Genomic DNA, 22,016 nt, shown 5'->3' with positions numbered 1-22,016 from the left:
CCCGTCCGGCCGCACGTGGCTCAGCGTTCGCGGAACCCGCCGAGGAAGCGGCGGAAGACGCCGCCCTCCCGGGGCAGCGGGGCGGACGGCGGTGGGGCCGTGGGCCGCTCGCGGGCGATCGGCTGGTCGTAGTCGGCCCGGACGATCGCATCGACGGTCCGGTCGACGTCGAAGTCCCCCGAACCCTCGATGCACGGCACGAAGCCGACCAGGACGCCGTCCCGCATGACTTGTGCTTCCAGGCCGGCCGTGTCGTCGGTGTCCCAAATCGCCTCACGGCCGTCATGCAGGACCACGCGCACGCCGATCCGGTAGACGCCCTCGCGGGCCAGGTGGGCATCCGTGCCCCGCTGCCGCAGCGCGTCCACGACGCGAAGCGCTCGCTTCTCGTCCATGCGGCCACGATACGCCGAGGGCCCGCGCAGAGCTGCTCGAGCGACGCTGCCGCGACCCGCCTCCGGCGGGAGGCGGTCTTGCCGTCGGTCGGCCCTTCTGCCTTGGTGGACTCATGTTCACCACGCGTCCGACGCTGCAGGGCACCTTCGGCATGGTGTCCTCCACCCACTGGCTGGCCTCGCAGTCCGCGATGGCGGTGCTGGAGAGCGGTGGCAATGCCTTCGATGCCGCCGTGGCCGCCGGTTTCGTGCTGCACGTCGTCGAGCCGCACCTCAATGGGCCGGCCGGTGAGGTGGTGGCGGTGCTGGCGCCTGCCGGTGGGCCCGTGCAGGTGCTGTGCGGGCAGGGGCCCGCCCCTGCCGGGGCGAGCGCGGCCCACTACGTCTCGCTCGGTCTGGACCGCGTGCCCGGCACCGGTCCGCTCGCCGCGGCCGTGCCCGGTGCGTTCGACGCCTGGATGCTGCTGCTGCGCGACCACGGCACCAAGTCGCTTGCCGAGGTGCTGGAGTACGCCATCGGCTACGCCGAGCGCGGTCACGCCCCGGTCGAGGGGGTCGGCGCGGCGGTGGGCGCGGTGCAGCGGCTGCTGACCGGGGAGCCGGAGTGGGCGGCCTCCGCGGCCCTGTACCTGCCTGGCGGGAGCCCGCCGCGCCCCGGCGCGCTGCTGCGCAACCCCCGGCTGGCGGCCACCTGGCGCCGCCTGGTCATCGAGGCGGAGGGCGCGGCGCGGGCCGGGGCGGCCGCGGGCGGGGGCCGGGAGGCGCGCATAGAGGCGGCCCGCCGCATCTGGCGGGAGGGTTTCGTCGCCGAGGCCCTGCTGCGCACCGCCGCCCGTCCCACGCTGGACACCAGCGGCGAGCGGCACACGGGCACGCTCACCGGCGAGGACCTCGCCCGCTACCGCGCCGCCTTCGAGGAACCCGTCACCCACGACTGGCACGGCTGGACGCTGTGCAAGGCCGGCCCCTGGTCCCAGGGCCCGGTCCTGACCCAGCAGCTCGCCCTGCTGCCGGGCCCCGGCGAACTGGACCCCGGCGAGCCGGGCTCCGGCGCATCGGACCCCCGTACATCCGAGTACGTCCACCTGCTGATCGAGGCGAGCAAGCTGGCCATGGCCGACCGCGAGGCGTGGTACGGCGACGCCACCGGCGACGTGCCGCTCGCCACGCTGCTCTCCGGTGGCTACAACGCCCGCCGCCGCGCGCTGATCGGCGAGCGTGCCTCGTACGTCCTGCGCCCGGGCAGCCCCGGCGGGCGCGTCCCGCGCATCGCCCGCCATGAGGTGAGCGAGGGGCCCGTCCCCGATGCGGCACCGGCCCTGGGAGCGGGGGAGCCCGTCGTCGCCACGGACGGCGCCACCCGCGGCGACACCTGTCACCTCGACATCGTCGACCGCTGGGGCAACATGATCGCGGCCACGCCCAGCGGCGGCTGGCTGCAGTCCAATCCCGTCGTCCCCGAGCTGGGCTTCCCCCTGGGCACCCGCCTGCAGATGACCTGGCTGGAGGCCGGGCTGCCGAACTCCCTGACCCCGGGCCGCCGCCCCCGCACCACCCTCAGCCCCTCCCTGGCCCTGCGCGGCGGGGAGCCCGTCCTGGCCTTCGGCACCCCGGGCGGCGACTGCCAGGACCAGTGGCAGCTGCACTTCTTCCTCGCCCTCGCGCTGCGCCCGCCGGTGCGCGGCGGCCCGGATCTGCAGGGCGCGATCGACGCCCCGAACTGGCACCAGGAAGCCTTCCCCGGCTCCTTCCACCCGCGCACGGCCCGGCCCGGCGCCGTCACCGTCGAGTCCCGGCTGGGCGGGGCCGTGATCGAGGCCCTGCGGGAGCGGGGCCACCGGGTGACCGTCGGCGGGCCCTGGTCGGAGGGCCGGTTGTGCGCGGTGGCCCGCGATCCGGGGACGGGCGTGCTCTTCGCCGCCGCCAACCCCCGGGGCATGCAGGGCTACGCCACCGGGCGCTGAGCGCGGCTCCCGCAGGCCCGGGCGTTCACCGGCGTTTCACGGTGCGGCTGCCGGGGCGCCATCGCTTGTCGGCGGGGCGTGGTTCGATTGTTCGTATGGTTCACATGGTCGACACGTTCCTCGCAGGTGATCTGAGCGACGTCGAGGAGGTCATCCGCAAAGCGGCCGCCACCGAGATCGTGCCCCGCTTCCGGCAGCTGGGGGCCGACGAGATCATCGAGAAGAACGGTCCGCACGATCTGGTCACCGTCGCCGACCGGCTCGCCGAGGAACAGCTGACCCACGCCCTGACCGCTCTGCTGCCCGGTTCCGTCGTGGTCGGCGAGGAGGCCGTGCACGCCGACCCGACCGTGCTGACCTCCCTCGGCGGCGAGGCGCCGGTGTGGATCGTCGACCCCGTCGACGGCACCCGCCAGTTCGTCCACGGCGACCCCGGCTTCGCCACCCTGGTCTGCCTGGCCCACCGCGGCGAGCTGCTCGCCTCCTGGACGTACGCGCCCGCGCTCGACCGGCTCGCCGTCGCCCGGCGCGGCGGGGGCGCGCTGCTGGACGGCGTGCCGCTGCACTGCGGCTCGCCCGAGCCCGGGAGCGCGCTGCGGGTGGCCACCTCGCACTTCGACTTCACCACCGACGAGGAGAAGCGCGTCCTGGCCACACTGCACACCGAGGGTGTCGCCCCGCGGCCGTGCGGCTCGGCGGGCCTGGAGTATCTGCACATCGCCCAGGGATCGTTGGATTCGATCGCCTTCTCCTGGGAAAATCCTTGGGATCACGCCGCGGGCCTGCTGCTGGTCGCCGAGGCCGGCGGGGCGAGCGGCACGGTGGCGGGCGAGCCGTTCCGCATCACCGGGGGCAACGCCCTGCCGTTCAGTGCCGCGCGGGACGAGGAGACCCTGCGGCATATCCTGGGGCTGCTGGCGTCCGCCGGCTGACACGGCCTCAGCCGGGGCCCGTGCACGACGAGGGGAGTCGGCGAAGTGGCCACCATGCTCGACGCGGTCGTAGTGGGCGCCGGTCCCAACGGGCTGACCGCCGCGGTCGAACTGGCCCGCCGGGGCCTGTCCGTGGAGGTCTTCGAGGCCGCCGACGCCGTCGGCGGCGGCGCCCGCACCGAGGAGCTGACCCTGCCGGGCTTCCGGCACGACCCCTGCTCGGCCGTGCACCCCCTGGGGGTGCGCTCGCCGGCGTTCACCGCCATGCCGCTGGAGCGGCACGGGCTGGAATGGGTCCACCCCGACCTGCCGATGGCCCATCCGTTCGACGACGGCACGGCCGCCGTGCTCTCCCGCTCCATCGGTGAGACCGCTGCCTCGTTCGGACCGCGGGACGCCGGCGCCTACCGCAGGCTGCTCGCGCCCTTCCGCGGCCACTGGGACACCCTCGCCGCCGACTTCCTGCGCCCCCAGTGGGACGGCCTGCCCCGCGACCCGGTCACCTACGCCCGCTTCGGCATGGTCGCGGCCCAGTCCGCGGCCCTGCTGGCGAAGACCCGCTTCCGCGACGAGAAGGCCCGTGGCCTGCTCGCCGGTCTGGCCGCCCACGGCATCGCCCCGCTCACGGGCTTCGGCAGCGGCGGCATGGCCCTGATGTTCGCGCTCGCGGCCCACGAGTGCGGCTGGCCGGTGCCGCGCGGCGGCTCCCAGTCGATCGCCGACGCCCTGGCCTCGTACCTGCGCGAGCTCGGCGGCGTGGTGCACACCGGCTTCGAGGTCAAGCACCTCGACGACCTGCCGCCCGCCCGCGCCTTCGTCTTCGACACCTCCCCGACCGCCCTCGCCCGGATCGCCGGGCTGGGCCGGGCGTACGAGGGCTTCCGCTACGGCCCCAGCGTCTTCAAGATCGACTACGCGCTGTCCGAGCCGGTGCCCTGGACCGCCGAGCCCGCCCGCCGCGCCGGCACCGTGCACATCGGCCCGACCTACGGGGAGATCCGCGAGGCCCTGCGCGCCGCCATCGAGGGGGACGACCCCGCCGTCCCCTTCCTCATCACCGCCCAGCCCACCGTCGCCGACCCCACCCGGGCCCCCGAGGGCCGGCACACCTTCTGGGTGTACGGACACGTGCCCAACGGCTGGGAGGGCGACGCCACCGAGGTGATCGAGCGCCAGATCGAGCGCTTCGCGCCGGGCTTCACCGATGTGGTGCTGGCCCGGGCGACCGCCGGCCCCCCGTCGCTCGCCGCCCGCAACGCCAACTACGTCGGCGGCGACATCGCCATCGGATCGGTGGCCGGGCTGCGACTGCTCGTCCGGCCCAAGCTCGCCCGCGTCCCGTACGCCACCTCCCACCCGGCGGTCTACCTCTGCTCCTCCGCGACCCCGCCGGGCCCGGGCGTGCACGGCATGTCGGGCCACCACGCCGCACGCGCCGTGTGGCGGCGGCTGAGCGCCGCCTGAGCCTTCCTCAGGCAGCGGCCAGCCGCTCCAGCAGGGCGGGCAGCGCCGTGCCGATGGGCTCGCGCACGACCTCGTCCGCCCGCTCGTCGTACGGCGTCGGATCGGCGTTGACGACGATCAGCCGGGCCCCGTGGTCGGCCGCCACCCCGGCCAGGGCCGCGGCCGGATGCACGGTCAGGCTGGTGCCGACGGCGACGAGGACGGTGCACGCCTTGGCCACGGCCACCGCCTCGCCGAGCACCGCCGGGTCCAAGTGCTCCCCGAACATCACCGTCGCCGACTTCAGGATGCCGCCGCACTGCGTACAGGCCGGATCCGGATCACCGGCGGCCACGCGCTCCAGCGCCTCCTGCATGGAGGAGCGCGCGTGGCAGCGGGTGCACACCACCGCCCGGGCGGTGCCGTGCAACTCCAGGACCTTGCGCTCGGGCATGCCGGCCATCTGGTGCAGCCCGTCCACGTTCTGGGTGATCACGCGCACGGGCACCCCGGAGCGCTCCAGGCGCACCACGGCCTCGTGCGCGGCGTTCGGCCGCGCCTTCAGGGTGGGGGCGTCGGCGCGCATCCGCCAGGAACGGCGGCGGATCTCCGGGTCGGACATGTAGTACGTGTACGTGACGAGCTTCTCGGCCTCCGGGTCGCGTCGCCACAGGCCGTTCGGCCCACGGTAGTCGGGGATGCCGGAGTCGGTGGAGATCCCCGCCCCGCTGAGGATCGCCACGAGGGGCTTTGCGGTCATGCCCGCGAGCGTACGGGCGCCGCGGCACCGGGGCATCCGACTTTCGCCGCCGGGCGGCGAGGCGTCAGCGCGGGCCCTCGTCCCCGCGCTCGCGGGCGCTCTCGGCGACCCGGCGCAGCCGGTGGTGGCGCACCGGCCCCTGCTCCGTCATCGCGTCGCCGACCATCGTGCGCAGCGCGTCCCGCAGCCCGTGCAGGGCGTGGTGCCGGGCGGGCCCCGCGCCGGGGTCCTCCCGCAGCTCCGACAGCAGCGCCCCGCACAGGGCCAGCATCACCAGCACGAACGGCAGCGCCACGAGGATCGTCGCCGACTGCAGCGACGTCAGCCCGCCGGCCACCAGCAGCACCGCCGCGACCGCGGCCATCAGCACCCCCCACACCACCACCAGCCAGGTGCGCGGGTGCAGGGCGCCCCGGCTGGTCAGCGAGCCCATCACCAGCGAGGCCGAGTCCGCGCTGGTGATGAAGTACGTCATGACCAGCGCCATCGCGATCCAGGAGGTGAGCGTGGCCAGCGGCAGCGTGTCCAGCAGCGCGAACAGCGACGCCTCCGCACCCTCCTTGACCGTGCCGGCCATGTCGGCCGTCCCCGTCATGTCCAGCCGCAGCGCGCTGCCGCCCATCACGCAGAACCACACCACCGTCGCCCCGCTGGGCACCAGCAGCACGCCCACGAGGAACTCCCGGATCGTGCGGCCCCGGGAGATCCGGGCGATGAACGTGCCCACGAAGGGCGCCCAGGACAGCCACCAGGCCCAGTAGAAGACCGTCCACGCCCCGAGCCATGCCGAGTCGGTGAAGGCGCCGGTGCGCGTGGCCATCGTGACCAGGTCGGAGAGGTAGCCGCCGGTGGCGGAGGGGATGGCGTTGAGGACGAAGACGGTCGGACCGAGCAGGAAGACGAAGACCATCAGGCACGCGGCCAGCGCGATGTTCAGCGTGCTCAGCCACTTGACGCCCTTGTGCAGCCCGGAGAAGGCCGAGAGCACGAACGCGGCCGACAGCGCGGCGATGATGACCAGTTCCAGCGCCGTGGAGTCCTTCGCCCCGGTGGTGATGTTCAGCCCCTTGGCGACCTGCAGCGCGCCCAGGCCGAGGCTGGTCGCCGTGCCGAAGACGGTGGCGAAGACGGCCAGCAGGTCGATCACCCGGCCCGGCCAGCCGGCCGCCCGCTCCGCGCCGAGCAGCGGCACGAAGGCCGAACTGAGCCGGTTGCCGCGGCCCTTGCGGAAGCCGGCGTAGGCCAGGGCGAGCCCGGACATCCCGTAGATCGCCCACGGGTGCAGCGTCCAGTGGAAGAACGCGTACTCCAGTGCCGTCCGGGCGGCCGAGGGCGAACCGGCCGAGACGCCGCTGCCCGGGGGAGGGGTGACGAAGTGCTGCAGCGGCTCGCCGACCCCGTAGAACATCAGACCGATGCCCATGCCCGCGCTGAACATCATCGCGATCCAGGCCAGGTTGCCGAACTCCGGCTGGTCGCCGTCCGCCCCGAGCCTGATCCGCCCGAACCGGCTCACCGCGATCACCACGCACAGGACGAGGAAGACGTCGGCCGCGGTGACGAAGAGCCAGGCGAAGTTCGACAGCACCCAGCCCAGCGCCGCCGTCGACACCCGCTCGAACGAGTGCTTCCCCAGCGCCGCCCACCCCACCACCGCCAGCACCGCGGCCCCGCCGATGAGGACCAGGGGCGGGTCGGGGGCCTCGTCCTCGGGCGCGCGGGAGCCGGTGACCTCGGGGCTCTGGGTGCTCATGGCGCCCCACTATGCCCGGGATGGTGGGGAATGACCGCCCTGGCACGCCGCGCGGGGCCGTGGTGGGGCGCACCGGTCGGTGTCCTTATGCTGCTCGCATGACGGAAATTCTGGAAATGACGGCTGCGCGCAGAGCGTGCGCCGCGGCGGGAACGGGGTGAGGGCGATGTCCGCGGGCAGGAGCAAGGGCGTGGCCTGGCTGTTCGCCGTCTCCATCGCCGTCCTGACCGTGAGCGTCGTCGTCGACTGGGCGCGCGGCGAGGGGCTCGACTGGGCCGTCGCGGCCCTGCTGCTGATGCTCGGGCCGTACGCGGTGGACGACCTGCTGCGCACGCACGGCAGACAGCGGGCGGCCGGCCGGGCCCGTACCGTCTCCCACTGGATGGTGCTGCCCGCCGGGATCGTCCTGTGGGCGGGCCTGATCGTCGGCTGGTCCCGGGGCGAGGGCACCCCCTGGTTCCCGTTCGCGGCCGCGGTGCTGATCCCGCTGGGCGCCGCGGCGACGGCGCGCGCGGCCGTCCTGCGCAAGCGCCGCACGGCGTCGGCGTCCTGAGGCCCGGCTCCCGAGGCCCGGTGCCAAGGCCCGGTCGCGGGGCCCGGTCCCGAGGCCCGGTCGCGGGGCCCGGTCCCCAGGCCGGCGAAGGTCATTACCTCTGCGGTAATCGCCCCGTACGGGCGTTCCCGGCAAGGTGAGGGCAGTGCTTCCCCGGACCCGCGCACTCGGGTCCGGGGAAGCCGGCAGATCCGTCACCGAACCCGTGGGGAGCCACCGTCATGTCGCAGTACGAGACCGCCGTCGCCCGCTACTTCGCTGCCTGGAACGCCGTCGGGCCCGTCGCCCTGAAGCAGGCCGTCGCCGACGCGTGGAGCGAGGACGGGGCGTACACCGACCCGCTCGCCGACGTCAGCGGGCACGAGGGGATCGCCGGCCTCGTCGCCGCGGTCCACGAGCAGTTCCCGGGGCACGAGTTCCGGCTCACCGGAGACGTCGACGGGCACCACGGCATCGCGCGCTTCTCCTGGGAGCTGGTCTCGGTGGCCGACGGGTCGGCACCCGTCGCCGGGTCGGACGTCGTCACCCTCGCCGAGGACGGTCGTCTGCGCACGGTGCTGGGCTTCCTGGACCGGGTGCCGGCCGTGTGAGGTCCTGCAGGAATGCGGCCGTCCCCGGGTCGGCGGGCAGGAACGCCTCGAGCGCCAGCTCGGAGACGGTCACGTCCATGGGCGTGTTGAACGTCGCGATGGTCGAGACGAACGACAGCTCACGGCCCGCGTGCTCGATCACCATCGGCAGCGCGAACGACGGCCGACCCGTCTCCCCGGCGCCCGTGGGCGTCCCGCCGCGCCCGGCTACGGGGTACGCGCTGACCTCGTCGTAGAGCTCACGCAGCGCTGCCGAACGCAGCAGGGCGAGCTGACGCTCCATCTGGTGGAGCAAGTGGCCCCGCCACTCGGGCAGGTTGACGATGCGCGGGGCCAGGCCCTCGGGGTGCAGGGCCAGGCGCATGGCGTTCAGCGGGGGCGCGAGCAGGTGCGGCGCCACGCCCTCCAGCAGCATCGCGACGCCGCTGTTGGCGGCGACCACCTGGTACGTGCCGTCCACGACCAGGGCCGGGAACGGCTCGTATCCGCGCAGCAGCCGCTCCAGCCCCTCGCGCACGCCCGCCAGGGCCGGGTCGTCCAGCGGCCGCTCGGGATAGTGCGGGGCGTAACCGGCCGCCACCAGCAGGGCGTTGCGCTCGCGCACCGGCACCTCCAGGCGGTCGGCGAGCCGCAGCACCATCTCCCGGCTCGGCGTGGAGCGGCCGGTCTCGATGAAACTGATGTGCCGCGCCGAGGAGTCGGCGCGCAGCGCGAGTTCCAGCTGGCTGATCCGCCGCCGGTCGCGCCATTCGCGCAGCAGCGAGCCCACGGTGGGGGTGGTGGGGGCGTACGGGACAGTCGTCATGCCCCGACCGTAACCGCACGCCCCCGGTCACATCAGTGACCGCAGAAGGGCGGGATGATGTTCTTGTGGGCCACCCAGCCGCGGGTGCCCTTGCCGAGGCCGCCCTTGCTCTTCTCCTTCAGCTGGACGTAGTCCCAGCCGCCGGACGAGCGCAGGATGCGGATCGGGTCGCCGAAGTACAGCTGGCCGATGACCCCGCCCGAGGTGCTCGCCTTGGTGCGCAGCCGGGTGCCGTCGGTGTAGATCATGGCGTTGTCCTCGTGGCACGCCGAGGCGGCCCGCACGGCCTGCGGGGCGGCGGCGGGGCCGGCCGCCTGCGCGGGGGCGGCCACGGCGGCCGCGGTGCCGATGAGGGCGGCGGTGGTGAGCGCGAGGGATATGCGTCGCACGGTTCCTCCGAGGGTGGTTCTTCGCCGCGGCGTCTGCCGCGGCGATGATCAGCTTAGGAGGCGTGGATCGACCACCCGTCGGCGATCTTGTCACGTCCCTGTCACAACCTCCCGGTCACCGGGCCGCCCTGCGCCCATTCCCCGGGGGCGTGTGCGGCGCGTGTGCGCCGCGGCGACGATGCGCTGCCACGGCGCCGGCCGGGGCGCGACGTCCGTACAACCATGCGCCCTGCGCCTGCGCCCTGGCCCCCTGTTCATGTGATGTCAGGATGAAAAGGGAAATAAGTCATCGCCGAGTTCGCGGGGGGCAGCACACCATGAGGCCCGTTACTCCCTCCCCAGCAGCCTCTCCCACGGCTCCGGCGCACCCCGTTCGCACCCGGGCTCCACGGCACCTGGCCGTCATCCTCGACGGCAATCGGCGCTGGGCGGAGAGCCGTGGCGTTCCCCTGGCCGAGGCCTACCGGGTGGGGGCCCGGCGGGTCCGTGAGCTGCTGCGGTGGTGCGACGACTCCGCCATCCCGTTCGTCACGGTGTGGGGACTCTCCCGCGACAACCTCCTGCGGCCGCCCGAAGTGGTGGAGGAGATCGTGTGCGCGATCGTCGACGGGCTGCGGGAGGTCGCGGCGGAGGGTCGCTGGCCCGTGAAGGTCATCGGGGACCTGGCCGATCTGCCGCACAAGGAACAGGCGGAAGCCCTGCAAGGGGTGGTGCACGACACCGTCGGCGCCCCCGGCAGCCTGCTCACCGTCGCCGTCGCCTACGACGGCCGGCGCGACCTCGTCGCTGCGGCTCAAGAGCTCGTCGGTCGCTATGCCGACGGCACGCTGACCGGTGAGCTGACCGAAGAGCGTCTGGCGTCGTTCCTCGCCACCGCCGGACAGCCCGACATCGACCTGCTGATCCGTACGTCGGGCGAGAACCGGCTGTCGGGGTTCATGCCCTGGCAGGCGGCCTGTGCCGAGCTGTACTTCACACCGGTGTGCTGGCCGGATTTCGACAGGCACCACTTCGCTGAGGCACTCGCCGCCTACGCCGCCCGGGAACGAAGGCGCGGGCTGTGAGGAGGCCGGCCATGACCGAACCCCTGTTCCGCCGCGAAGCACTCGGTGAAGGCCGGGAGGCGGTGCCACGCATCCCCGTCTACAGCGCCCCCTTCCCGGTCCTCCTCAATCCGCACCACCAGTACGCGGAACGGGCCGCCGTCGCCTGGGCCCACCGCCACGGGCTGGGGCGCACTCCGGCAGCGCTGCAGCGCCTGACGGACATGGGATGCGGCATGTTCTCGGGGCTGTACTGCCCTCGCACCGACCGCGAGGGAGCGGTCGTCATGGCCAAGTGGATCGTCTGGCTCTTCCTCTGGGACGACACCTTCGACGACGGGCCCCTCGGCCACGACCCCGCAGCCCTGCGGAAAGCCGTCGCACCGCTGGACCGCGCTCTGGCAGACGATCCACCCGATCCGCGGGACCCTGCCCTCACCCACCCGCTTGCCCGTGCCCTCGCGGACCTGTGGCGGAGCATCCACGACCGGGCGGGCGACGTGATGCGCCGGCGGTTTCCCGAGTCGGTCCACATTTATCTGCAGGCCATGGCCGAGGAGACGGCCAACCGGGCCGCGGGTGTCGTGCCGAACCTGGACTCCTACCTCCGGCTGCGCCGTTCCAACGGCGCGACACGCTCCTCCATCGACCTGCTCGAGTCACTCCAGGGCGTGGAGATCCCGGACGGGTTGCGCCATGGCCTGTATGGGGAACTACGGGCCTTCGCCAGCGAGCTGTGGCTCTGGTCCAACGACACCTTCACCGTCCGCAAGGACCTGCACTATCGCAACCCCCACAACCTGGTCCTCGTCCTGCGCGCGGCCCGCCGGCTGTCGTTGCAGCAGGCCACGGACGAGGCAGCTGCCATGGTCGAGCAGCGGCTGCGGGACTTCGTCGCCGTCGCCGAGCGCCTGCGACGGCTCGTCGATCTCCCCCACGACCCGCACTCCACCGCCCGCCAGCAGGTCCTGCGTGCCGTGCAGGTGCTCGAGGACGCGATATCCGGCTATTTCCGCTGGCAGGAGACCACCCTGCGCTACCGGCGCACCTCCGGCTTCCTGACGCCGTGAACACCTTTTCGTGGGAACACAGGAGGGATGGCTCATGGACCCGTACAAGTCGCCCTACCCGGCGCAGCCGGTGGACGCACACAGCCCGGCCGCGATTCCCTTTCCCGTGGGATGGTTCTGTGTGGGTTTCTCCGGAGAGTGGCGGCCGGGAAGCGTTCGTACCCGCCGCCTGATGGACGGTGACATCGTCGTCTACCGCACCCGTTCCGGCGTCCTCAGGGTCGTACGGCCGTACTGCCCGCATCTCGGCGCGCATCTCGGTGCCGGAGGCACCGTCGACGGCGAGCTGCTGGTGTGCCCCTTTCACCGGTTCGCCTTCTCGCCGGACGGGACGTGCGTCCGCACTCCGTATGGGAAGCCGCCGAAAGCCACCCTTGGGCTGCTGCCCACGCGCGAGAAGTACGGCATGGTCTGGGTATGGGGCTCGCCCGGGGGAGCGCCCTCCTGGGAACTGCCCGAATTCCCCTCCTTCACCCGCCCCACGGCGTTCAGCGCGACCCATTTCGCGGGCCATGCGCAGGAGGTCCTGGAGAACTTCATCGACTACGGACACGTCACCGAACTCCACCGGCTCGCCTTCATGCACGTGGTCCGCGAACCCGAGGGTGAAGGACACAGGTACTCCATGACCTACCGGTTCGGCCGGAACCTGCTCTTCTTTCGTCCCAGCCAGGAGGCGACGTTCCACTTCATCGGCCTGGGCGGTGTGCTGGTGCTGTTCCACGTGGCGCAGTTGCGGATCCGGGCCGCCCAATGGCTGCTGGTCACCCCGACGGGCCCCGGACGGCTGTGCTTGCGCACGGCGGCACGCGTCGTCACCGAACCGGTGGTGCCCGGCGGGGGCGTGGCGGTGCGCCGCCTCGTCGACCATGTCCTGAGCTCGGGCATGAACCGGTGGACACGCCACGACGTGGGGGCCGACCTGCCCATCTGGAACCACAAGACCTACCTCCCCCACCCCCGCCTGAACGACGGCGACGGCCCCATCGGCGCCTACCGGCACTGGGCCCGGCAGTTCTACCCCGAGTAGGGTCGCCGCGGCGCGACGGGCCTACTCGGGAGGCGGAGACAATGACGGAAGCCAGACGCGTACTGGTCGCTCCGGACAAGTTCAAGGGGTCGCTCGCGGCCGTCGAGGTCGCCCGGCACGTGGCCGCCGGGCTGCGGCGGGCCGCGCCCGGCACCGAGGTCACCGAGCTGCCGGTCGCCGACGGCGGCGACGGGACCGTGGCCGCGGCCGTGGCGGCCGGTTACGAGCGGCGCGAGGTCGCGGTCACCGGGCCGCTGGGGGAGCGGCGCACGGCCGCGTACGCCCTCGGCGGCGACGGTACGACCGTCGTCGAGATGGCCGAGGCCTCGGGGCTGCGGCTGCTGCCCCCGGGGCGCCTCGCGCCGCTGACGGCCACCACCTACGGCACCGGCGAACTGGTGCGGGCCGCGCTCGACGCGGGGGCGCGCACCGTCGTGCTGGGCGTGGGCGGCAGTGCCACCACCGACGGCGGGGCGGGCATGCTGGCGGCGCTCGGGGCGCGGCTCCTGGACGGCGGGGGGCGGCCGCTCGGGCCGGGCGGCGGCCCGCTGGCCGGGCTCGTCGAGGCCGATCTGTCGGGGCTCGACGCCCGGCTGGCCCGTACGCGCCTGGTGCTGGCGAGCGACGTCGACAACCCGCTGACCGGGCCGCGCGGCGCCGCGGCCGTCTACGGGCCCCAGAAGGGGGCGGGCGCGGCGGAGGTCGCCACGCTGGACGCGGCGCTGGCGCACTACGCGCAGGTGCTGGACGGCGGCCGGTGCGCGGACGCGCCCGGTGCGGGGGCGGCGGGGGGCGTGGGGTACGCCGCGCTGGCGGCGCTGGGGGCGGTCTTCCGGCCCGGGATCGAGGTCGTGCTCGACGTGGTCGGCTTCGGTGCGGCCCTCGCGGAGGCGGACCTCGTCATTACGGGAGAGGGCTCCCTGGACGCGCAGACGCTGCACGGCAAGGCGCCGGCGGGGGTCGCCCGGGCGGCGCGCGGGGTGCCCGTGGTGGCCGTCTGCGGTCGGCTGGAGCTGGCCCCGGAGGCCCTCGCCGGGGCCGGCATCGCGCGGGCGTACGCGCTGAGCGACCTGGAGCCCGATCCGCAGCGGTGCATGGCCCTCGCCGGGCCGCTGCTGGAGGATCTCGCCGCGTCCATCGCGCACGACCACCTCGGCTGAGGCCGCAGCCCGGCGCCAAGGGAAACGGCGTGGGGCCCGGGCTTGCGCCCGGGCCCCACGCCGTTGTCCGAAACCGTGCCTACTGCGGTTGCGCCTGCGCTTCGCGCGCCTCGCGGCGGTTGTCGCGGAAGGTGTTCACCCGTCGGGCCGTCGCGAAGAGGGGGATCACCGCGCCCAGGACGACCTGCAGGGCGCAGCCCGTCTGCAGGAGCAGCTCGCCGCCGGGGGCGTCGAACGCCCACGCCGCCAGCAGGCCCATGCTGAGCACGATCCAGCTGAGCATGGCCACCGCCAGGGGCCCGCGCGGCTTGGGGTACTCGACGCGGCTGACCATCAGCCACGCCACGCCCATGATCGCCAGCAGGGTCGGCACGAACGGCAGCTCCAGCAGCACGATCGAGACGACGGTCAGCGCCCCGAAGGGGCTGGGCATGCCCTGGAAGATGCCGTCCCGCATCGGTACGCAGGAGAACCGCGCCAGCCGCAGGACGACCGCCAGCAGCACCACGATCGCGGCGACCGCCGAGACCCGCTGCATGGCGTCGTCGGCGACCATGCCCCAGACGACGACGAAGTACGCCGGGGCGAGGCCGAAGCTGATCAGGTCGGAGAGGTTGTCCAGCTCCGCGCCCATCGCCGAGCTGCGCAGCTTGCGTGCGACGAGCCCGTCGAAGAGGTCGAACACGGAGGCGAGCAGCATCAGTATCACGGCGGTGGCGGCGCTGTGCCGGGCCATGCCGCCGTCCTCGTTGCCCGTGAGGTGGGGGATGAGGACGCCGGTGGTGGTGAAGTACACCGCCATGAAGCCGCAGATCGCGTTGCCGAGCGTGAGGGTGTCCGCTATTGACAGGCGCGTCGACAGCGGCATGTCGTCCGCGTCCTCGGCCTCCGCCTCGGGGACCCAGGCGGCCTGGGTGTCCGGATCAATCACGGTCAAGACGTGTCACCCCTGCCGTGGTGGGCTGGCCGACCTCGACCGCGACCTCGACGCCCTCGGGGAGGTAGATGTCGACGCGCGAGCCGAAGCGGATGAGGCCGATCCGGTCACCCTGCTCCACCTTGGTCTCCGCCGGCACGTAGGGCACGATGCGGCGGGCGACGGCGCCGGCGATCTGGATCATCTCGATGTCACCGAGCTCGGTGTCGAAGTGCCAGACGACGCGCTCGTTGTTCTCGCTCTCCTTGTTGAACGCCGGCACGAACCCGCCCGGGATGTGCTCGACCGACGTCACCGTGCCGGCCATGGGCGCGCGGTTGACGTGGACGTTCAGCGGGCTCATGAAGATCGCGACGCGGGTGCGTCCGTCCTTCCACGGCATGATGCTCTGCACCACGCCGTCGGCCGGGGAGATGACCCGGCCCTGGGCGATCTCGCGCTCGGGATCGCGGAAGAACCACAGCATGCCCGCCGCGAGTGCGGTGGTGGGCACGGCCAGCGCGGCCCAGCGGCCGGAGCGGCGGGCCTTGGCGAGGCTGACCGCCGCGGTGGCGACGGTGGGGAGGAGCCACGGCGATGCTCCGCGCGCGAGGCGTACGCCGAGGAGGCTGTCGCGATGTGCAGAGGAAGAGCTGTGGGGCATGGGTGACCTTCGTAGCGGAGGGTGCCGCGTAACGATCGGGGGACGGCGGCTTTCCGGGGATGCTATCGGGTGCGGGCGGTAACTGGCTAAGCGCCAGGGCCAGTCACTGGCCGGACGTCGATCACAGGGTGTGATCTTCTTCTCTGCAACCGCACCTTCAAACATCCCCAAAACGGGCAATTATCCCTGTATCCGGTACTCCTCGAGCAGTCGCCGGCCGATGATCATTTTCTGGATCTCGGCCGTACCTTCACCGATCAGGAGCATCGGGGCCTCGCGGTAGAGCCGCTCGATCTCGTACTCCTTGGAGAATCCGTAGCCGCCGTGGATGCGGAACGCATCCTCGACGACCTCCTTGCAGTACTCCGAGGCCAGGTATTTGGCCATTCCCGCCTCGAGGTCGTTGCGCTGGCCCGAGTCCTTCTTCCGGGCCGCATTCACCATCATCGCATGGGCCGCTTCGACCTTTGTTCCCATTTCGGCCAGTTTGAACTGGATGGCCTGGTGTTGCGCAATGGGTTTTCCGAAGGTCCGGCGCTGCTGCGCATAGGCCACACCCAGCTCGAATGCACGCTGCGCGACACCGCAACCACGGGCCGCGACGTTGACGCGGCCCACTTCGACGCCGTCCATCATGTGGTAGAAGCCACGTCCCGTCGTCCCGCCGAGGACCCGGTCGGCCGGCAGCCGCAGCCCGTCCATGATCAGCTCGGTGGTGTCGACGCCCTTGTAGCCCATCTTCTCGATCTTGCCGGGGATGGTCAGCCCCGGCCGGACCTGGCCGAAGCCGGGCTCCTTCTCGATCAGGAAGGTGGTCATGGACTTGTGCGGGGCGGTGCCTTCCGGGTGCCCCTCGTCCGTGCGGCACAGCACGGCCACCAGCGTCGAGGAGCCGCCGTTGGTCAGCCACATCTTCTGGCCGGTCAGGACGTACTCGTCGCCCTCGCGCACCGCCTTGGACGTGATCGCCGACACGTCCGAGCCCAGGCCCGGCTCCGACATCGAGAACGCGCCGCGCACCTCGCCGGTCGCCATGCGGGGCAGGAAGTGCTCCCGCTGCTCCTGCGTGCCGTGCTGCTTGAGCATGTAGGCGACGATGAAGTGGGTGTTGATGATCCCCGACACGCTCATCCAGCCGCGGGCGATCTCCTCCACGCACAGCGCGTACGTGAGCAGGGACTCGCCGAGCCCCCCGTACTCCTCCGGGATCATCAGCCCGAACAGGCCGAGGTCCTTCAGACCCTCGACGATCCGCGTGGGGTACTCGTCCCGGTGCTCCAGCTCGGTGGCGACCGGAATGATCTCCTTGTCGACGAAGTCACGAACGGTCGCGAGGATCTCCCGCTGGACGTCCGTCAGCCCCTCGGTCTGCGCCAGCCGGCCCATCTCACTTCTCCCCGGTGATCGGTTCGGAATTGACACTGCCGCCCCGCAGGGGCGTCGTTTGGGGCTGGTGGTGGGAGACGGGTGGGCGGCCGGGCTGCTCCCCGCCGCGCTCCTCGATGTACGTGGCGGTGGGCACCATCACCTTGCGCCGGAAGACGCACACGAGGGTGCCGTCCTGCTTGTAGCCGCGGGTCTCCACGTGCACGATCCCGCGGTCGCTCTTGGACTTCGACGGCGTCTTGTCCAGCACCGTCGTCTCGCCGTAGAGGGTGTCGCCGTGGAACGTCGGTGCGACGTGCCGGAGCGACTCGACCTCCAGGTTGGCGATCGCCTTGCCGGAGACGTCCGGCACGGACATGCCCAGCAGCAACGAATAGATGTAGTTGCCGACCACCACGTTCCGGCCGAAATCGGTGGTCTTCTCCGCGTAATTGCCGTCCATGTGCAACGGGTGGTGGTTCATGGTCAGCAGGCAGAAGAGGTGGTCGTCGTATTCGGTGACCGTCTTTCCGGGCCAGTGCTTGTAGACGTCGCCGACCGTGAACTCTTCGTAGGTCCGTCCGAACTGCATCGCGCTCACGCCTCCGGGATCTCGAACCGCGAGGTGCGCGCCATGCCGGCCGCCCGCCCCTTGCCTGCGATGACCAGGGCCATCTTCCGGCTGGCCTCGTCGATCATCTCGTCGCCGAGCATCGCCGAGCCCTTCTTGCCGCCCGCCTCGGAGGTGTAGTAGTCGTACGCGTCCAGGATCAGCTCGGCGTGGTCGTAGTCCTCCTGGGAGGGCGAGAAGACCTCGTTGGCCGCCTCGACCTGGCCCGGGTGCAGCACCCACTTGCCGTCGAAGCCCAGGGCCGCGGCCCGGCCGGCGACCTCCTTGTAGCCGTCGACGTTGCGGATCTGCAGGTAGGGGCCGTCGATGGCCTGCAGGTCGTGGGCGCGGGCGGCCATCAGGATGCGCATGAGGATGTAGTGGTAGGCGTCCGCCGGGTAGCCGGGCGGCTGCTCGCCCACCACGAGCGTCTTCATGTTGATGGAGGCCATGAAGTCGGCCGGACCGAAGATGATCGTCTCCAGCCGGGGCGAGGCCGCGGCGATCGCGTCCACGTTGACCAGGCCCTTGGCGTTCTCGATCTGCGCCTCGATGCCGATGCGCCCGACCTCGAAGCCCATCGTCTTCTCGATCTGCGTCAGCAGCAGGTCCAGGGCGACGATCTGCTGGGCGTCCTGCACCTTGGGCAGCATGATGCAGTCCAGGTTCGGCCCCGCGCCCTCGACGACCGTGATCACGTCACGGTACGTCCAGTGGGTGGTCCAGTCGTTGACCCGCACCACCCGGGTCTTGCCCGTCCAGTCGCCCTTGTTCAGCGCGTCGACGACCGTGTGCCGGGCGCCCTCCTTCGCCAGCGGCGCGCAGGCGTCCTCCAGGTCCAGGAAGACCTGGTCCGCGGGCAGCCCCTGGGCCTTCTCCAGGAACCGGGGGTTGCTGCCGGGGACGGCGAGGCAGGAGCGACGCGGGCGGAGGCGATTAACAGGTGCATGCGCGGAGCGCATTCCGGCTGGGGTGGTGGCGGGTGACGGGAGGGCGGGGGTGTTGCCGGTCATGCGGTGACCTCCAGGGGGTCGAGCTTGTTCGCAGTGCGGATCTCGTCGACGATACGGCCGATGATCTCCGTGATTCCGAAGTCCTTCGGGGTGAAGACCGCCGCGACACCGGCCGCCTTCAGGGCGGTGGCGTCGGCGGAGGGGATGATGCCACCGACGATCACGGGCACCTCCGCCGCCCCCGCCCGGCGCAGCCGCGCCAGCACGTCGGGCACCAGCTCGGCGTGCGAGCCGGAGAGGATGGACAGCCCCACGCAGTGCACGTCCTCGGCGACCGCCGCCGAGACGATCTGCTCCGGGGTGAGCCGGATGCCCTGGTAGACCACCTCGAAGCCGGCGTCGCGGGCCCGTACGGCGATCTGCTCGGCACCGTTGGAGTGCCCGTCCAGGCCCGGCTTGCCGACCAGCAGCCGCAGCTTGCCGGTGCCCAGGTCCTCGGCGGTGCGGCGCACCTTCTCGCGGACGGCCGCGAGCGGCGTGCCGGGCTCGGCGGCCACGGCCACCGGGGCGCCGCCCACGCCCGTGGGCGCGCGGAACTCGCCGAAGACGTCGCGCAGCGCCCAGGCCCACTCGCCGGTCGTCACGCCCGCCCGGGCGCACTCCAGCGTCGCGGGCATCAGGTTCTGCGTCCCGGCCGCGGCCTTCTTCAGCGCCGAGAGCGCCTCCTGCGCGCGGACCTCGTCGCGGTTGTCGCGCCAGCGGTGCAGGGCCGCCACCACGCGGGCCTCGTTGGCCGGGTCCACGGTCATGATGGCCGCATCGAGGTCGGCGGTGAGCGGATTGGGCTCGGTGCCCTCGAAGCAGTTGACACCGACGATCTTCTCCTCGCCCGACTCGATGCGGGCCCGCCGCTCGGCGTGCGAGGAGACCAGCTGCGCCTTGAGATAGCCGGACTCCACGGCGGCCATCGCCCCGCCCATGGCCTGGATCCGCTCGATCTCGGCCAGGCAGTCGGCCACCAGGGCCTCCACCTTGGCCTCGATCACGTGCGAGCCGGCGAAGATGTCGTCGTACTCCAGCAGGTCGCTCTCGTGTGCCAGCACCTGCTGGATGCGCAGCGACCACTGCTGGTCCCAGGGGCGAGGCAGGCCGAGGGCCTCGTTCCAGGCGGGCAGCTGGACGGCGCGGGCGCGGGCGTCCTTGGAGAGGGTGACCGCCAGCATCTCCAGCACGATGCGCTGGACGTTGTTCTCCGGCTGCGCCTCGGTCAGCCCGAGGGAGTTGACCTGCACGCCGTAGCGGAAGCGGCGCTGCTTGGGGTCCTCGATGCCGTAGCGCTCGCGGGTGACGCGCTCCCAGATGCGGCCGAAGGCGCGCATCTTGCACATCTCCTCGATGAAGCGGACGCCGGCGTTGACGAAGAAGGAGATGCGGGCCACCACCTCGCCGAAGCGCTCGGGCGGCACCTGCCCGGAGTCCCGTACGGCGTCCAGGACGGCGATCGCCGTGGACATCGCGTAGGAGATCTCCTGGACCGGAGTGGCCCCCGCTTCCTGCAGGTGGTAGCTGCAGATATTGATCGGGTTCCACTTCGGGATGGTGTTCACCGTGTAGGCGATCATGTCGGTGGTCAGCCGCAGGGAGGGACCCGGCGGGAAGACGTGCGTCCCGCGCGAGAGGTACTCCTTGACGATGTCGTTCTGCGTCGTCCCCTGCAGCGTGGAGACGTCGGCGCCCTGCTCCTCGGCGACCACCTGGTACAGCGCCAGCAGCCACATGGCGGTGGCGTTGATGGTCATGGAGGTGTTCATCCGCTCCAGCGGGATGTCCTGGAACAGCCGCCGCATGTCGCCCAGATGCCCGACGGGGACCCCGACCCGCCCGACCTCACCGCGGGCCAGGACGTGATCGGGGTCGTAACCGGTCTGCGTCGGCAGGTCGAAGGCGACCGACAGGCCGGTCTGGCCCTTGGCGAGATTACGCCGGTACAGCTCGTTGGACGCCTCGGCGGTGGAGTGCCCGGCGTACGTCCGCATGAGCCACGGACGATCCTTCTGACGTTCAGTCATGTAAACGTCTCTCAGACGTTCCGGAAGCGGTTGATGGCCTCGATGTGGCGCGCGCGCATCTCCTCGTCGCGCACGCCCATGCCCTCCTCGGGCGCCAAGCACAGCACGCCGACCTTGCCCTGGTGGAGGTTGCGGTGGACGTCGTAGGCCGCCTGGCCCGTCTCGGCCAGCGCGTAGGTCTTCGACAGCGTCGGGTGGATCTTCCCCTTGGCGATCAGGCGGTTGGCCTCCCATGCCTCGCGGTAGTTGGCGAAGTGCGAACCGATGATCCGCTTCAGTGACATCCACAGGTAGCGGTTGTCGTACTGGTGCATGTAGCCGGAGGTCGAGGCGCAGGTGGTGATGGTGCCGCCCTTGCGGGTGACGTAGACGCTCGCGCCGAAGGTCTCGCGGCCGGGGTGCTCGAAGACGATGTCGATGTCCTCGCCGCCGGTCAGTTCGCGGATGCGCTTGCCGAAGCGCTTCCACTCCTTGGGGTCCTGGGTGTGCTCGTCCTTCCAGAAGCGGTAGCCCTCGGCACTGCGGTCGATGATCGCCTCGGCGCCCATCCGCCGGCAGATCTCCGCCTTCTGCTCGCTGGAGACCACACAGATGGGGGTGGCGCCGCCGGCCAGCGCGAACTGCGTGGCGTACGAGCCCAGTCCACCGCTCGCGCCCCAGATCAGCACGTTGTCGCCCTGCTTCATGCCGGCGCCGTTGCGGGAGACCAGCTGGCGGTAGGCGGTGGAGTTGACCAGGCCGGGGGCCGCGGCCTCCTCCCAGCTCAGGTGCCCGGGCTTGGGCATGAGCTGGTTGGACTTCACCAGCGCGATCTCGGCCAGGCCACCGAAGTTGGTCTCGAAGCCCCAGATGCGCTGCTCCGGGTCGAGCATGGTGTCGTTGTGGCCGTCCGCGGACTCCAGTTCGACGGACAGGCAGTGTGCGACCACCTCGTCGCCGGGCTTCCAGGCGTTGACGCCGGGGCCGGTGCGCAGGACAACGCCCGCGAGGTCGGAGCCGATGACGTGGTACGGCAGGTCGTGGCGCTTGCCCAGCGGCGAGAGCTTGCCGTAGCGCTCCAGGAAGGCGAAGGTCGGCAGGGGCTCGAAGATCGAGGTCCAGACCGAGTTGTAGTTCACCGAGCTGGCCATGACGGCCACCAGGGCCTCGCCCGGCCCGAGTTCGGGCAGGGGCACGTCCTCGACGTGCAGGGACTTGCGCGGGTCCTTCTCGCGGGTGGGCAGGCCGGCGAACATCTCGGCCTCGTCCTTGTGCACGGTCACCGCGCGGTACGACTCGGGCAGGGGGAGCGCGGCGAAGTCCTCGGCGCTGGTGTCGGGCGCGACGATGGCGTCCAGTATCTGGTTCACGGATGGCCTCCGGCGAAGCACGTCGGGTGCGAACGGGCTTGAGGGAACGTCGGGGGTGATGCGTCGGGTGGAACACGAGGCGGTGCCGTCGGTCCGGCGGGGTGGTGCGGGGGCCGCGCCGGTGGGCGCGGGTGCGGTGCCTGGTGACGCAGGCGTCCGGGCGCGCAAGGTGCTTGCGGGGACAGCCGGCACGCGACGATCGT

21 protein-coding genes are annotated in these 22,016 nt (G+C 72.1%); 9 read left to right on the top strand and 12 right to left on the bottom strand.

Annotation, left to right across the window (positions count from 1 at the left end; translation table 11 throughout):
- Positions 1-20: 20 nt before the first annotated feature.
- Positions 21-395, bottom strand: coding sequence for a hypothetical protein (locus tag AC27L3_RS04605; protein ID WP_487232707.1), 375 nt, complete (start codon positions 393-395; stop codon positions 21-23).
- A 113-nt stretch (positions 396-508) separates the two neighbouring features.
- Between AC27L3_RS04605 and AC27L3_RS04600 the strand changes: the two genes are divergently transcribed.
- The 3 genes from AC27L3_RS04600 (at position 509) to AC27L3_RS04590 (ending at position 4,755) form a co-directional block, all read left to right on the top strand.
- Positions 509-2,359, top strand: coding sequence for a gamma-glutamyltransferase family protein (locus AC27L3_RS04600; RefSeq protein ID WP_487232706.1), 1,851 nt, complete (start codon positions 509-511; stop codon positions 2,357-2,359).
- A 104-nt stretch (positions 2,360-2,463) separates the two neighbouring features.
- Positions 2,464-3,291, top strand: a complete 828-nt coding sequence (locus AC27L3_RS04595) for an inositol monophosphatase family protein (protein WP_487232705.1) — start codon at positions 2,464-2,466, stop codon at positions 3,289-3,291.
- A gap of 45 nt (positions 3,292-3,336) precedes the next feature.
- Positions 3,337-4,755, top strand: a complete 1,419-nt coding sequence (locus AC27L3_RS04590; protein WP_487232704.1) for a phytoene desaturase family protein — start codon at positions 3,337-3,339, stop codon at positions 4,753-4,755.
- A gap of 7 nt (positions 4,756-4,762) precedes the next feature.
- On the opposite strand, the gene AC27L3_RS04585 is transcribed toward AC27L3_RS04590, so the two are convergent.
- A complete protein-coding gene (locus tag AC27L3_RS04585) occupies positions 4,763-5,494 on the bottom strand; it encodes an SIR2 family NAD-dependent protein deacylase (protein WP_487232703.1) in 732 nt (243 codons plus the stop codon).
- A 64-nt stretch (positions 5,495-5,558) separates the two neighbouring features.
- A complete protein-coding gene (locus tag AC27L3_RS04580; RefSeq protein WP_487232702.1) occupies positions 5,559-7,247 on the bottom strand; it encodes a BCCT family transporter in 1,689 nt (562 codons plus the stop codon).
- Positions 7,248-7,413: 166 nt separating this feature from the next.
- On the opposite strand from AC27L3_RS04580, the gene AC27L3_RS04575 reads away from it, so the two are divergent.
- Positions 7,414-7,800, top strand: coding sequence for a hypothetical protein (locus AC27L3_RS04575; protein ID WP_487232701.1), 387 nt, complete (start codon positions 7,414-7,416; stop codon positions 7,798-7,800).
- Between the two features lie 221 nt (positions 7,801-8,021).
- Complete coding sequence (locus AC27L3_RS04570) at positions 8,022-8,390, top strand: nuclear transport factor 2 family protein (RefSeq protein ID WP_487232700.1); 369 nt, start codon at positions 8,022-8,024, stop codon at positions 8,388-8,390.
- Here AC27L3_RS04570 and AC27L3_RS04565 read toward each other — a convergent pair.
- Both AC27L3_RS04565 and AC27L3_RS04560 read right to left on the bottom strand, forming a co-directional pair.
- On the bottom strand, positions 8,323-9,195 hold the full coding sequence (locus AC27L3_RS04565; RefSeq protein WP_487232699.1) for a helix-turn-helix domain-containing protein: 873 nt from the start codon (positions 9,193-9,195) through the stop codon (positions 8,323-8,325). The genes AC27L3_RS04570 and AC27L3_RS04565 overlap by 68 nt on opposite strands.
- A gap of 32 nt (positions 9,196-9,227) precedes the next feature.
- Entirely contained in the window at positions 9,228-9,584 is a 357-nt protein-coding gene (locus tag AC27L3_RS04560) for an SH3 domain-containing protein (RefSeq protein ID WP_344439720.1), read from the bottom strand.
- 44 nt (positions 9,585-9,628) lie between these two features.
- Between AC27L3_RS04560 and uppS the strand changes: the two genes are divergently transcribed.
- The 4 genes from uppS to AC27L3_RS04540 are packed head-to-tail and all read left to right on the top strand — an operon-like array spanning position 9,629 to position 13,887.
- Positions 9,629-10,648 (top strand): polyprenyl diphosphate synthase, encoded by a 1,020-nt coding sequence (gene uppS / locus AC27L3_RS04555; RefSeq protein WP_487232698.1) that lies wholly within the window; start codon positions 9,629-9,631, stop codon positions 10,646-10,648.
- 11 nt (positions 10,649-10,659) lie between these two features.
- Complete coding sequence (locus AC27L3_RS04550; RefSeq protein WP_487232697.1) at positions 10,660-11,697, top strand: terpene synthase family protein; 1,038 nt, start codon at positions 10,660-10,662, stop codon at positions 11,695-11,697.
- A gap of 34 nt (positions 11,698-11,731) precedes the next feature.
- The gene (locus AC27L3_RS04545; RefSeq protein ID WP_487232696.1) at positions 11,732-12,727 is read left to right on the top strand and encodes a Rieske 2Fe-2S domain-containing protein; all 996 of its coding nucleotides are present in this window, start codon (positions 11,732-11,734) and stop codon (positions 12,725-12,727) included.
- 41 nt (positions 12,728-12,768) lie between these two features.
- Positions 12,769-13,887, top strand: coding sequence for a glycerate kinase (locus tag AC27L3_RS04540; protein ID WP_487232695.1), 1,119 nt, complete (start codon positions 12,769-12,771; stop codon positions 13,885-13,887).
- A 79-nt stretch (positions 13,888-13,966) separates the two neighbouring features.
- On the opposite strand, the gene pssA is transcribed toward AC27L3_RS04540, so the two are convergent.
- The 7 genes from pssA to ccrA all read right to left on the bottom strand — a co-directional run bounded on the left by pssA (position 13,967) and on the right by ccrA (position 21,813).
- Complete coding sequence (gene pssA, locus AC27L3_RS04535; protein ID WP_487232694.1) at positions 13,967-14,824, bottom strand: CDP-diacylglycerol--serine O-phosphatidyltransferase; 858 nt, start codon at positions 14,822-14,824, stop codon at positions 13,967-13,969.
- Positions 14,811-15,467 (bottom strand): phosphatidylserine decarboxylase, encoded by a 657-nt coding sequence (locus AC27L3_RS04530; protein ID WP_487232693.1) that lies wholly within the window; start codon positions 15,465-15,467, stop codon positions 14,811-14,813. The genes pssA and AC27L3_RS04530 overlap by 14 nt, the downstream gene beginning before the upstream one ends.
- A 180-nt stretch (positions 15,468-15,647) precedes the next feature.
- The gene (locus AC27L3_RS04525; protein WP_365966457.1) at positions 15,648-16,853 is read right to left on the bottom strand and encodes an acyl-CoA dehydrogenase family protein; all 1,206 of its coding nucleotides are present in this window, start codon (positions 16,851-16,853) and stop codon (positions 15,648-15,650) included.
- A 1-nt stretch (position 16,854) separates the two neighbouring features.
- On the bottom strand, positions 16,855-17,424 hold the full coding sequence (locus AC27L3_RS04520) for a MaoC family dehydratase (protein ID WP_487232809.1): 570 nt from the start codon (positions 17,422-17,424) through the stop codon (positions 16,855-16,857).
- A gap of 5 nt (positions 17,425-17,429) precedes the next feature.
- Entirely contained in the window at positions 17,430-18,404 is a 975-nt protein-coding gene (locus tag AC27L3_RS04515) for an HpcH/HpaI aldolase/citrate lyase family protein (protein WP_487232808.1), read from the bottom strand.
- Between the two features lie 47 nt (positions 18,405-18,451).
- Positions 18,452-20,464: a protein meaA gene (locus AC27L3_RS04510; protein WP_487232692.1), complete on the bottom strand. Its 2,013-nt coding sequence runs from the start codon at positions 20,462-20,464 to the stop codon at positions 18,452-18,454.
- Positions 20,465-20,475: 11 nt separating this feature from the next.
- Positions 20,476-21,813: a crotonyl-CoA carboxylase/reductase gene (gene ccrA, locus AC27L3_RS04505; RefSeq protein ID WP_487232691.1), complete on the bottom strand. Its 1,338-nt coding sequence runs from the start codon at positions 21,811-21,813 to the stop codon at positions 20,476-20,478.
- Positions 21,814-22,016 lie beyond the last annotated feature (203 nt).

It is taken from the genome of Streptomyces sp. PKA51 (genome assembly GCF_057552455.1).
Note: the sequence above shows the minus strand (reverse complement) of the source record. Positions and strands in the feature narration are given on the sequence as shown.

Excerpts from the sequence above, each read along its gene's own strand:
- AC27L3_RS04605 (WP_487232707.1), bottom strand. The coding sequence starts at position 395 with ATGGACGAGAAGCGAGCGCTTCGCGTCGTGGACGCGCTGCGGCAGCGG.
- AC27L3_RS04600 (WP_487232706.1), top strand. The coding sequence starts at position 509 with ATGTTCACCACGCGTCCGACGCTGCAGGGCACCTTCGGCATGGTGTCC.
- AC27L3_RS04595 (WP_487232705.1), top strand. The coding sequence starts at position 2,464 with ATGGTCGACACGTTCCTCGCAGGTGATCTGAGCGACGTCGAGGAGGTC.
- AC27L3_RS04585 (WP_487232703.1), bottom strand. The coding sequence starts at position 5,494 with ATGACCGCAAAGCCCCTCGTGGCGATCCTCAGCGGGGCGGGGATCTCC.
- AC27L3_RS04580 (WP_487232702.1), bottom strand. The coding sequence starts at position 7,247 with ATGAGCACCCAGAGCCCCGAGGTCACCGGCTCCCGCGCGCCCGAGGAC.
- AC27L3_RS04575 (WP_487232701.1), top strand. The coding sequence starts at position 7,414 with ATGTCCGCGGGCAGGAGCAAGGGCGTGGCCTGGCTGTTCGCCGTCTCC.
- AC27L3_RS04570 (WP_487232700.1), top strand. The coding sequence starts at position 8,022 with ATGTCGCAGTACGAGACCGCCGTCGCCCGCTACTTCGCTGCCTGGAAC.
- AC27L3_RS04565 (WP_487232699.1), bottom strand. The coding sequence starts at position 9,195 with ATGACGACTGTCCCGTACGCCCCCACCACCCCCACCGTGGGCTCGCTG.
- uppS (WP_487232698.1), top strand. The coding sequence starts at position 9,629 with ATGATCAGCTTAGGAGGCGTGGATCGACCACCCGTCGGCGATCTTGTC.
- AC27L3_RS04550 (WP_487232697.1), top strand. The coding sequence starts at position 10,660 with ATGACCGAACCCCTGTTCCGCCGCGAAGCACTCGGTGAAGGCCGGGAG.
- AC27L3_RS04545 (WP_487232696.1), top strand. The coding sequence starts at position 11,732 with ATGGACCCGTACAAGTCGCCCTACCCGGCGCAGCCGGTGGACGCACAC.
- AC27L3_RS04540 (WP_487232695.1), top strand. The coding sequence starts at position 12,769 with ATGACGGAAGCCAGACGCGTACTGGTCGCTCCGGACAAGTTCAAGGGG.
- AC27L3_RS04530 (WP_487232693.1), bottom strand. The coding sequence starts at position 15,467 with ATGCCCCACAGCTCTTCCTCTGCACATCGCGACAGCCTCCTCGGCGTA.
- AC27L3_RS04525 (WP_365966457.1), bottom strand. The coding sequence starts at position 16,853 with ATGGGCCGGCTGGCGCAGACCGAGGGGCTGACGGACGTCCAGCGGGAG.
- AC27L3_RS04520 (WP_487232809.1), bottom strand. The coding sequence starts at position 17,424 with ATGCAGTTCGGACGGACCTACGAAGAGTTCACGGTCGGCGACGTCTAC.
- AC27L3_RS04515 (WP_487232808.1), bottom strand. The coding sequence starts at position 18,404 with ATGCGCTCCGCGCATGCACCTGTTAATCGCCTCCGCCCGCGTCGCTCC.
- AC27L3_RS04510 (WP_487232692.1), bottom strand. The coding sequence starts at position 20,464 with ATGACTGAACGTCAGAAGGATCGTCCGTGGCTCATGCGGACGTACGCC.